At 65.0% G+C, this 10,742-nt stretch carries 9 protein-coding genes; 3 read left to right on the top strand and 6 right to left on the bottom strand.

The annotated features are described in order from the left end of the window. Positions 1 to 27: 27 nt before the first annotated feature. Positions 28 to 519, top strand: a complete 492-nt coding sequence (locus HKW67_RS02660; RefSeq protein ID WP_171223925.1) for a hypothetical protein — start codon at positions 28 to 30, stop codon at positions 517 to 519. On the opposite strand, the gene ffh is transcribed toward HKW67_RS02660, so the two are convergent. Continuing rightward, positions 407 to 1,912 (bottom strand): signal recognition particle protein, encoded by a 1,506-nt coding sequence (gene ffh / locus HKW67_RS02655; protein ID WP_171223924.1) that lies wholly within the window; start codon positions 1,910 to 1,912, stop codon positions 407 to 409. The two genes, HKW67_RS02660 and ffh, sit on opposite strands and share 113 nt — an antisense overlap. Positions 1,913 to 2,084: 172 nt before the next feature. On the opposite strand from ffh, the gene lon reads away from it, so the two are divergent. Further along, complete coding sequence (lon, locus tag HKW67_RS02650) at positions 2,085 to 4,580, top strand: endopeptidase La (RefSeq protein WP_171223923.1); 2,496 nt, start codon at positions 2,085 to 2,087, stop codon at positions 4,578 to 4,580. 10 nt (positions 4,581 to 4,590) lie between these two features. Here lon and HKW67_RS02645 read toward each other — a convergent pair whose 3' ends face one another. From HKW67_RS02645 to HKW67_RS02630, 4 genes are read right to left on the bottom strand one after another with little or no spacing between them, the layout of a single operon-like run. Further along, positions 4,591 to 5,913, bottom strand: coding sequence for a DUF445 domain-containing protein (locus tag HKW67_RS02645; RefSeq protein WP_171223922.1), 1,323 nt, complete (start codon positions 5,911 to 5,913; stop codon positions 4,591 to 4,593). A 4-nt stretch (positions 5,914 to 5,917) separates the two neighbouring features. Continuing rightward, positions 5,918 to 7,246 (bottom strand): hypothetical protein, encoded by a 1,329-nt coding sequence (locus tag HKW67_RS02640; protein ID WP_171223921.1) that lies wholly within the window; start codon positions 7,244 to 7,246, stop codon positions 5,918 to 5,920. 11 nt (positions 7,247 to 7,257) lie between these two features. Next, positions 7,258 to 8,103 (bottom strand): prepilin peptidase, encoded by an 846-nt coding sequence (locus HKW67_RS02635; protein ID WP_171223920.1) that lies wholly within the window; start codon positions 8,101 to 8,103, stop codon positions 7,258 to 7,260. Between the two features lie 52 nt (positions 8,104 to 8,155). Next, positions 8,156 to 8,923 carry a TrmH family RNA methyltransferase gene (locus tag HKW67_RS02630; protein ID WP_171223919.1) on the bottom strand — a complete coding sequence of 256 codons (768 nt, stop codon included), beginning with the start codon at positions 8,921 to 8,923 and terminating at the stop codon, positions 8,156 to 8,158. A gap of 110 nt (positions 8,924 to 9,033) precedes the next feature. Here HKW67_RS02630 and HKW67_RS02625 point away from each other — a divergent pair, with 110 nt between their 5' ends. Next, positions 9,034 to 9,855 carry a M48 family metallopeptidase gene (locus tag HKW67_RS02625; RefSeq protein ID WP_171223918.1) on the top strand — a complete coding sequence of 274 codons (822 nt, stop codon included), beginning with the start codon at positions 9,034 to 9,036 and terminating at the stop codon, positions 9,853 to 9,855. 24 nt (positions 9,856 to 9,879) lie between these two features. Here HKW67_RS02625 and HKW67_RS02620 read toward each other — a convergent pair whose 3' ends face one another. Next, a complete protein-coding gene (locus HKW67_RS02620) occupies positions 9,880 to 10,710 on the bottom strand; it encodes a purine-nucleoside phosphorylase (RefSeq protein ID WP_171227519.1) in 831 nt (276 codons plus the stop codon). Between the last annotated feature and the right edge of the window lie 32 nt (positions 10,711 to 10,742).

Here is a 10,742-nt window from a genome sequence, read left to right as displayed (position 1 = left end):
CGCCCCCCGTCCCGCTAGGTTGCGACTATGGCCAAGTCACCTACTCCCTATCGCGCACTGACGCCCGAGCGGCGCTTGTCGCTCGTCACGTCCGCCCTCGCCAAGCACAAGGGCGCGCGCACCCTGTACTCGCAGCGCCTCGCCTCCAAGGGCGGCGGGTTCCGCGCCGCCACGCTCATGTCGTGGCCGGTCGACAAGCTCGCCCGTGAATTCGTGCGCCTCAATGCGCAGACGCCGCAGGACGAGCTGGAACTGCTGCAGCTGCTCTATGTCGATCTCGAGCCGCAGATCCAGATCACCTTCCTCGATACCGCCGGCGTGAAGCACGAAGCCGGTGTGATCCCGGAAGATCTCGAGCCGCCGTATGCCGACGCCGAGGCGGTCGCCCGCGGCGCCGCGGCCGTGCTCACGCAGCACGGAGACGAAGGACGGCACTACCTGCGCACCCTCGTGGTGTACAATCTGCCGTCGTGGCCAGGGCTCGATACCGAGCTGGCGAAAACAGAAACGGCGAGCTAACGCTCGCCGTTTCGTTCACCGCATTCCGCCGAACATCCCGCCACCGCCGCCGAATGGCATCCGGGGGCATCCCACCGCCCCCCTTGCCACCGGCGCCGCCCGGGCCGCCGCCCATCTTCTTCATCATCTTCTGCATTTCGCGGAACTGCTCGAGCAGCTTGTTCACCTCGCTCACCGGGCGACCGCAGCCCTTTGCGATGCGCGCACGACGTGAGCCGTTCAGGATCTCCGGCTTCTTGCGCTCCTGCGGCGTCATGGACAACACGATGGCCTCGATGTGCTTCATGCGCTTCGGGTCCATCTTGACGTCCTTCAGCATCTTCGAGTTCACGCCCGGCAGCAGCTTCAGCAGATTCTCGAGCGGTCCGAGCTTCTGCATCTGACGCATGGCCGTGAGGAAGTCCTCGAGGTCCATGCCTTCCTTGCGGACCTTCTTCTCGAGCTTCTTCGCTTCGGTGGCATCGAACGTTTCCTGCGCCTTCTCCACGAGCGACACGATGTCGCCCATCTGCAGGATACGACCCGCCATGCGCTCCGGATGGAACTCCTCGAGCGCATCCGGCTTCTCGCCGACACCGATGTACTTGATCGGCTTCTTGAGCACGCCGTAGATCGAGAGCGCCGCACCACCGCGCGCGTCGCCATCGAGCTTGGTCAGGATCACGCCGGTCACGTTGAGCGCTTCATCGAAGCCCTGCGCGATCTTCACCGCTTCCTGACCCGTCATCCCGTCGGCCACGAACAGGATTTCGTCGGGCTTGATCGCGGCCTTGAGCTTCTTGAGCTCGTCCATCATATCGGCGTCGATCTGCAGACGACCCGCGGTGTCGATAATGACCACGCGATCGCGCGCGCGCACGCCCTGGTCGATACCGGCCTTCGCGATCTTGACCACGTCCTTTGTGTCGCGATCGGCGTACACCGGCACGTTCAACGCCTTGCCCAGTGTCTCGAGCTGATCAATAGCGGCAGGGCGGTAGACGTCGGCCGCCACCAGTCGCGTCGACCGATTCTCGAGCATCAACTTGCGGGCGAGCTTGCCGGCGGTGGTCGTCTTACCCGACCCCTGCAGGCCGACCATCATGATGATTGTCGGCGGCACGGTGCTCATCTTGAGCCCCTCGCGCCGTTCGCCGAGCATCGCGGTGAGCTCGTCGTGGACAATCTTCACCAACTGCTGAGCTGGCTGGATCGTCTTGATCTGCAACACGCCGACGGCCTTCTTCTCCACCCGTTCGAGGAACTCACGGGTAAGCGAGAAATTCACGTCGGCTTCGAGGAGGACGCGGCGAACCTCGCGCAGCCCTTCCTTGATGTCGGCATCGGTGAGAACGCCACGTCCGCGAAGCTTCGCGAAGACGTTCCCGAGTTTGTCTGAGAGCTCGTCAAACATAGACCTGAAAGGCTAACGGACCGGGTCGCGCCGTACAACTGTTTCGTGCCAGGGGGGTGACGGAACAGGCCACCCATGACGCAACTTGCGTCGGAATCACGCGTTGTAAGCCTTTCAGCCCATCCTAGATTGGCTGTGTTCGGATCACGCTGTCACTTTCTTCGCCCGTCACGTGTCACGATCGAATCCGCGGTTTCCCGGCATCCCGATGCCTCGCGGCCAGCGCAAGGAAGAAATTCTTCGCGCCGAGCTGCCCCCGACGCTGCCCTTGATGGCGCTGCGCTCCACGATCGTGTACCCCTTGGGAACGATCGCGGTGCAGATGGGCGCCCCGGAGAACCTCGCGCTGCTCCGCGCGCACGAGGAGTCCGGCTTGGTCGTCGCCTTGGTCGTCGCCTCCGGTGATGGCGATGACGCCATCGATCCGCACAACTTCATCGGACGCGTCGGTGTAGCCGCCCGCGTGCACGAGCGGATCAATCTGCCCGGTGACACCGTCCAGATCACGCTGCAGGGACTTCGCCGCATCACGATCGACGCGATCGATCAGGTGAATCCGTTCGCGATCGCGCAGATCCAGGGCGCCAAGGAAACGCCTGCTGACCCGATTGAGCTCGACGAGCTCGTGGCGCGCACCGTGTCCGCTGCCGAAACGTTGGCCGAGTTGGTGGACCGTATTCCGAACGAAGTGCCGCAGATCCTCAAGATGAATGTGTCCGATCCCGGACGCTTCGCCGATCTTGCGGCTACGAACATGAATTTGCGCATCTCCGACAAAGAGGAGGTGCTGCAGCGTCTCGACATCGGTCATCGCATCCGTTTCATCCTCTCACGCCTCGAGCGCGAAGTCGCCCGCGCCCGCGTGATGGAAGACGTGAAGAAGCAGACCGAAGTGAAGATCGAGCAGCATCAAAGGGAGTTCTATCTCCGTCAGCAGCTGCGTGCGATTCAGTCCGAGTTGGGCGAAGCCGATCCCAATGAAAAGGAATCGGTCGATCTGCTGAGGCGCATCGAAGAGGCGCATCTTCCCGAGAAGGTGGCCACCGAAGCCCGCCGCGAAACAGAACGGTTGCGTATGCTCTCGCCGGCTTCCAGCGAGTATCACGTGCTGCGCACGTATCTCGACTGGGTGCTCGCGCTCCCTTGGCACCAGCGCAGCGCCGACGATCAGGAGATCGTGCTCGCCAAAGTCGAAGATGCGCTCGGCGATCGGCACTACGGACTCGATGAAGCCAAGGAGCGCATCATCGAATACCTCGCCGTGCGGAAACTGCGCGGTGGCGATCCCACCGGTCCCATTCTCTGCTTCGTTGGACCGCCGGGCACCGGCAAGACCTCACTCGGTGAAGCGATCGCCAACTCCATCGGACGCGAGTTCTATCGAATCTCGGTGGGTGGCGTTCGCGACGAAGCCGAAATCCGCGGCCACCGTCGCACCTACGTGGGCGCCATGCCCGGCCTGCTCATCCAGGCGCTGCGTCGCGTGGAAGTGCGCGATCCCGTCATCATGATCGACGAGATCGACAAGATGAGCAACGGCGGCAACGCGGGCGATCCCACCGCCGCCATGCTCGAAGTGCTCGACCCATCGCAGAACACCACGTTCGTCGATCACTATCTGAACCTGCCGTTCGACCTGTCGAGCGTCTTGTTCATCTGCACGGCCAACAATCTCTATGACATCCCCGGCCCGTTGCGCGATCGCATGGAAGTGATCCGCATCGCCGGCTACACGATCGAAGAAAAGGTCGAGATCGCACAGCGGTATCTCATGCCGCGCTTGCTCGAAGATCACGGCCTCACCTCCGACGATATTCACGTGCCGGAGGCCACGCTGGGGTTCATCACCAGCCGCTACTCGCGTGAAGCTGGACTGCGCACCTTCGAGCGTTCGCTCGCGTCGCTGCTGCGCAAGCGCGCCCGCGCCAAGGCCGACGGCGACATGAGCGCGTGGGAGATCGGCATCGATCGCGCCGAGGAGATTCTTGGCACGCCGCGCTTCTCCATGGAAGAAGCCGAGATGGAGCCGGAGATCGGCGCTGTGACCGGCCTCGCCTGGACCAGCACCGGCGGTGACATCATGACCATCGAAGCGTTGCGCATGCCGGGCAACGGCAAGCTCACCGTGACCGGTCAGCTCGGCGACGTGATGCGCGAATCGGTGGACGCCGCGTATTCGTTCGTGCGGTCACGCGCGACCACGCTCGGCATCGAGGACAGCGAGTTCCGCGAGTCCGACATGCACCTGCACTTCCCCGCCGGCTCCATCCCGAAGGACGGCCCATCGGCCGGCATCGCGGTCACGCTGGCCCTCGCCAGCGCGCTGTCACGTCGCCCCGTGCGTCGCGATCTCGCCCTCACCGGCGAGGTCACGCTGCGCGGCCGCGTGCTCGAGATCGGCGGCGTGAAGGAGAAGGTACTCGCGGCGTATCGCGCCGGTCTGCGCGAAGTCATCATGCCCAAGGGCAACGAGAAGGACGTGCGCGACGTGCCGCAGGAAGTGCGAGACAAGATGGCGTTCACCTTCGCCGCGACCATGGACGAAGTGCTGCACCTCGCACTGCTGCCGCACGCCGATGCGCATCCGGCCGACGCGATGCCGCTCAACTCCAGCAGTGCGGTCGTGGAGAGCGACGGTCCGGCGGTGACAGCGGCCGATACCTGGTGACGCACCAAGCCTAACGGTTCAGCAGCAGCCCAACCGAATACAGGATCAGTCCCACCAGTCCGCCCACAATCGTTCCGTTGATTCGAATGAACTGCAGATCGCGCCCGATCTGCAGTTCGATTTTGCGGGAGGTCGCATCGGCGTCCCACGCCGCCACGGTCGCCGATATGAGCTTCGCGACTTCCTCACGCGCCTGCTCCACCGAGTACGACACGATCTCCACGATCCAGCCGTTCACCTTGGCCGACAGCACGGGGTCCTCGAGCACCTTCTGGCCCAGTCCGGCCAGCCACTGCTCGAGTTGATCCGGCTCTTTCTCCGCGTCGTCGGCCAGCCGCTCGGCGTAGTTGGCGAGCTTCTCCTTCACGTCGCCCCACACTTCACGCGAGAAGTCCGCCACGCCGGGATGCGCCAGCACATCGAGCTTGATCAGCTCGAAGCGCGCGATCGTTTCCGGATTCTCGCGCAGCGAGAGCACGAACCGATCAACGGCTTCATCGTAGCGCTGGCGCAGCGGATGATCGGGATCGGCCGCGACGGCCACCAGCGTCTTTTCCACGCCGCTGACGATCTTGTCACCCACGCGGCTGTCCACCGCGCCCGGTACCCACCACGGGCTCTCCGCCTTTACCTTCTCGCGGATCATCGCCTCGTTCTCGAACAGGAACTTGGCCGCCAGGCGCAGGGCGTCGTCGAGCAGCGCCTGGTGACGTCCGCCGGTGGTCATCAGCTCGAAGAGGCGCGCCATGAGTGGAGCCGCCTGCATGCGTCGCAACCGCGACACGATGCCACGATCGACCATCTCTTGCACGTCTTCGTCGCGCATCACGCCCACCGCTCCGGACAAGCCGTGCGCCGCGTGACGCGCCAGACGTCGGCTGTTCTCCGGTCGCGCCAACCACTGCGCGGCGCGGTCGCCCAACTTCATCGCCGCGATCTTGCCGGCCACCACTTCGCGCGTGAGGAAGTTGCGCTGCACGAAGTTGCCGAGCGCCGTGCCGATCCGGTCCTTCCGCGACGCCACGATAGCCGTGTGCGGAATCGGGATGCCAAGTGGATGCCTGAACAGGGCCGTCACGGCGAACCAGTCGGCGATGCCACCCACCATGGCCGCCTCGGCGAACGCCCGCACGAAGCCCAGCCACGGATACTGCGACTCGAACCACCGCGCGACGACAAACACCAAGGCGACGACGACCAGCATGAGCGTGGCCACGCGCTTCATTTTGACCAGCCGGACGCGCTTGAGTTCGTCGTCGGGCGTGATCTGCAGCGCGGCCGGCACTGCCGCCGGCTGCACCGCGGCCGAATCCGTGACCGGCTCGATCGCCATGCGGTTAGCGGGCGACGGTGATGCCGGCCAGGTCGATCAGCGTGGTGCCGATCTTTGCGGGAGTGTCCATGTAGATCACTACGGGCTGGCCGTTCACCTGTTCCAACTTGAGCGACACGGTACGCGCCGGGCGCGTGCCCTTGGCCGGCACATCGTACTGCCGCGACGTCGCGCCGGCCGGGAATGCGATGCGTGCCAACTCGTACCGGCGACGCGCAGCGTCACCCATCAAATCGAGAAAGTCAGCCGCATCCACCGCCGAATCCCACGCCGTGGCCCACACCAACGCATCACCGTCCGCCGTGCGGATCACCGCAAACTTGTCGCCATCGCCACCACCGGCACCGCGGCGGGCCAGCGCCTCGTCCTTGAGATGCTGAACTAGCATCAACCGCGTTTCGAATTCGCCGAAGCTGTTGCTGTACACCACCGTGCCCGTGCGCGGCGCGGGTAGGGTGACCGCGACCGGCAGATCGCGCGTGGCTTTGGAGTCGGTGAAGTACGCCGCGTCGTTCAGGATCTGCTTGGTGGAGATCGGCAGGTCCAGCAGCAGCTCCTTCTCCGGCCGCTTCTCGATGAATCGCCGGACGAAATCCGCGCCGCCGAGATACGGGAACAGCAGCCCTTCGCGCACGGCGCGCGGAGCGGCCGAGAACACGGGCATACCCGTCTGTGCATCCTTCATCGCATCGCGGATGCGATCCCAACCGCCGGGCATTTTCAGCATCGGTCCGGCATTCGGATCCATGCGCAGCTGCAGGAAGACCGCCTCGCCTTCAAGCACGGCCTGCGCCGCCGCCTGACGATCGGCGTTATCCACCTGCGCCTGCACCGAGTCGATCTTCACGTACTGGTCCTGCAGCGCGTGCACCAGTTCGTGCGACACCGTCTGTCGCAGCAGCGCCGGCGCGGCACCATCGACGACGTACAACACCTTCGTGGCGGGATCGTAGTAGCCCACGATCTGCTCCTCGAGCAGCTTCTGCAGGAGCGCCAGCAGGTTCATGGTGTCGGGCACCATGCCCAACAGCTTGTACGCCGACTCCTGTCCAGCCAGCTGCGCGCGCGCGCGCTCACTCTCTAGCTGCTGCCGCACGAACTTCCCGACTTCGTCGCGCGTGCGCGACTCGATCTTGGGAGGCGTCTTGAACGGGAGTCCCGTTTCTTTTTCGATCTTCGGGACGAACTCGGCGACGAGTTCGGCGTACGGCCCTTCCCCCTTCGCCTTCTTCTCACCGCAGCCGGCGATCGTCGTGAGCGTCACGCCGGCGCCCAGCAGGCAGGCAACACGAACGGTGCGACGACGTGTCGAAGCGGAAAGGAGGGCTCGCATCAGATTCGATATCAGGTCGGGAACGCGCGCTGCAGATACCACGCGATAAGGGGTTCTCCCCAAAGCAAGACGAGCATCGCGGCAGGCGCAAGGAACACTCCGAATGGCACATCCGGGAACTCGAACTCGGCGTCCGTGCCGCGCGTGCGCCATTTGACGATCGGCCCCACGATGAGCAGAAAGACCGCCGCCCCCACGAACGCGCCCACGATGATCGTGAGCAGCGACCGCTCAGCCCCGAGGGCCGCACCGACCACGGCCATGAGCGTCGTGTCACCGAATCCCATCGCTTCACGCTTCATGATCACTTCGGCCAGCCAGCCGATGATCGTGATCGCACCCGCTCCGGCACAGGCGCCGATGAACGCCGCCCAGGGCGACGCGAAATGCGAGCTCTCACCGATGAAGAAGTTCGCGATCGACGCGGCGAACACCATCACCAGCCCGCTGATGGTGAAGCCGTCGGGAATCAGATACGTCATGGCATCGGTCACCGCGATGCCGAACAGAACCGTGCCGAACACCGCCACCCGCAGCGCCTCGAAGGTCAACCCGAACGCCACGAAGCTTGCCACCCACCCCAGCGCGACAAGCAGCTCGACCGCCGGATACTGAATCGAGATCGGCAAGCTGCAACCGCGGCACTTGCCACGTAACAGGACCCAGCTGAGCAGGGGAATATTCTCGTGCCAGGCGATGGCGCGCTCGCACTTGGGGCATCGCGAGCGCGGGCGCACGACGCTGAGTTCGGCCGGCCAGCGTGAAATGCAGACGTTCAGGAACGACCCGATCGACGCGCCGAGCACGAACACCGGCAGCAGAACGAGCGTGACGAAATCAGCAGTAATGGGCAGCACGGAGTTGGGCGAAGGCGAAACGGCGACCAGCGAAACGGCGACGATGCAGCGATTACTCGACGCGGAGCGCGTGCAACAGGATCCCCGTTGCCACCGCCACGTTCAGCGATTCGATACCGGGCGCCATCCGGATCGCCACCCGCGACGTGACCGCCGCAGAGAGCTGTGCCGACAATCCGGCCCCTTCGTTGCTGACCACCAGCGCCAGATGCGCCGGCAGTGAGGCCGTCGTGACCTGATCGAGAGGAACACCATCGGTGTCCGCCGCCCACACGGGCACAGCGTGCGTCGCGGCAAAGTCCGCGAACGCCTCCCACGACATCGGTAGCGCCGGATGCACGAAGAGTGCGCCCATCGTGCTACGGACGACTTTAGCGTTCCAGAGGTCAACGGTTCCCGGCAAAGCCACGGTCGCCGTCACGCCCAGCGCCGCCGCCGTTCTGATGACCGTGCCCACGTTGCCTGGGTCCTGGAGAGCATCCAGCACCAGAAATCGACTGGCGGCACCCTCCGGGGCCCGCAATGACCGCTCAGGGATGGGCGCTACCGCCAGAACGCCTTGCGGGGTGTCGGTGTCCGCCGCGCTCTCCAGTTCCGCGTCGCTCACGTCGGCCACGGCGATTCCGCGGCCTTCGGCGGCCTCCATCAGCGCCCGCCCGCGCGCCTGCTCACGGAGGGCGGCCGTCACCAGCATCCCGTCCACCGGCAGCCCCGAGGCCAGCAACGCCTCGACCGTACGCACGCCTTCGGCGACGAATCGGTGCTGCCGCTCACGCGCTTTGCGGCGCTGCAGGTCACGAGCCAGACTCAGTAGCTTCACGGGGCAAACAGTGGCGAGTGGGGTATGCATCAGGGGCTGGCACGCGCTATGCCATCCGTTGGACGGGAAGCACCTTCAGAACACACCAGCATTTCGGACAGGCGACAGCCATGCGTGAGAATACACGACGGAACAACAAGTTGGCGATCATCGGCCTCGCGGCCGCATTCGGGCTAGCGGCCTGTGTGCCCGCCACCCAGGAAGAGGTGGCGATGGGCAACGACTACGCGCAGCAGGTCGAGCGCGAGTTGCCCATGATCCGCGACCCCGATGTCGTACGCTACCTCAACGTGCTGGGCGACTCCATAGCGCGCGTCTCCGACGACCGAAGCCTGACGTGGCGCTTCAACGTGGTCGACCAAGGGGAGATCAACGCCTTCGCTGTGCCCGGCGGCCATATCTACGTGTATCGCGGTCTCATCGAGAAGACCACCAACATGTCCGAGCTGGCCGGCGTGCTCGGACACGAGATCGCGCACGTCACGCAACGCCACAGCATGCAGCAGATGGCGAAGGCGCAGCGCGCCAACATCGGCCTGACGGGCTTATGCCTGTTTGTGCCCTCGGCCTGTCAGGGCGTGGCTGGAGCCGCCGTGCAAGTCGGCGCGCAGGCCGGCTTCGCCAAGTTCAGTCGTGATGACGAAGCGTCGGCCGACAAGTTCGGCGTGACGTACGTAACGCGCGCCGGTATCGACCCGCGTGGCATGCCGAGCATGTTCCGCATCTTGATTGCCGAACGCCAGCGCAACCCGAGTGGCGTCGATGCCTTCTTCGCGTCCCACCCGATCGAAGAAAGCCGCGTGGCCAACACCGAAGCCGAGATCCAGAAGATCAATCCGGTGGTGCTCAAGTCGCTCACCCGCGACACTCGCGCCTTTCAGACCTTCAAGACGCGCCTCGCAGGATTGCCGCGTACCCCCGCCAAACGGTAACGGTGGCAGACGCGATGACGCCTGCTACGGCAGGCGCCCTACGAACTCGGCAATCAGCGCTTCAAAGCGTCCGGCGACCGCCCGACCCGCCTCCATCACCTCAGCGTGATTGAGCTTCTCGAGCGAGAGTCCGGCCGCTTTGTTCGTAATGCACGACACGGCGGCCACGCGCATACCGAGCGCGCGCGCCACGATCACCTCGGGTACCGTCGACATCCCCACGGCATCGACCCCGAGGCGCTCCAACATCCGCACTTCTGCCGGCGTTTCGTAGGTGGGACCTAACAGGCCGCAGTACACGCCGTCCTGCAGTGGTACGCCCGTGGTGCGTGCCGACTCGTGCAACAGCGCCCGCAGCTCGGCGTCGTACGGGTCGGACATGTCGGGAAAGCGTTCATCCCCCGGCTCGACCGCACCGAACAGCGGATTGCGGAACATCAGGTTCATGTGATCGGAGATCACCATCAGATCGCCAGGATTGAACGTGCGCCGCACACCGCCGGCCGCGTTCGAGGCCACATAGACCCGAGCGCCAAGCGCGTGCATCACCCGCACGGGAAACGCCGCCAGCGCCGCCTCGTGCCCCTCGTACATGTGAAAGCGACCGGCCATCGCGATCACCTGACGGCCCCCCAGCATGCCGACCAACAGCTGTCCGGCGTGACCGGCCACGGTGGCCGTAGGAAAGCCCGGTACGTGCGAAAACGGAATGCGAACCGCGCGCTCGATACGGTCCGCTAGCCCACCCAGCCCCGACCCGAGCACGATGCCGCAGACCGGCACCGGCGCGTCGGGACCGAGACGCTGCCGGATGTACTCGGCGGCCACCTTCGCGGCCGCCGCGCCCGGCACCATCTGCTGCGATTCGAACGACTGCGTCTCGAAGG

Origin of the sequence: Gemmatimonas groenlandica, assembly GCF_013004105.1 — a bacterium.
Classification (GTDB): Bacteria; Gemmatimonadota; Gemmatimonadetes; order Gemmatimonadales; family Gemmatimonadaceae; genus Gemmatimonas; species Gemmatimonas groenlandica.
Note: the sequence above shows the minus strand (reverse complement) of the source record. Positions and strands in the feature narration are given on the sequence as shown.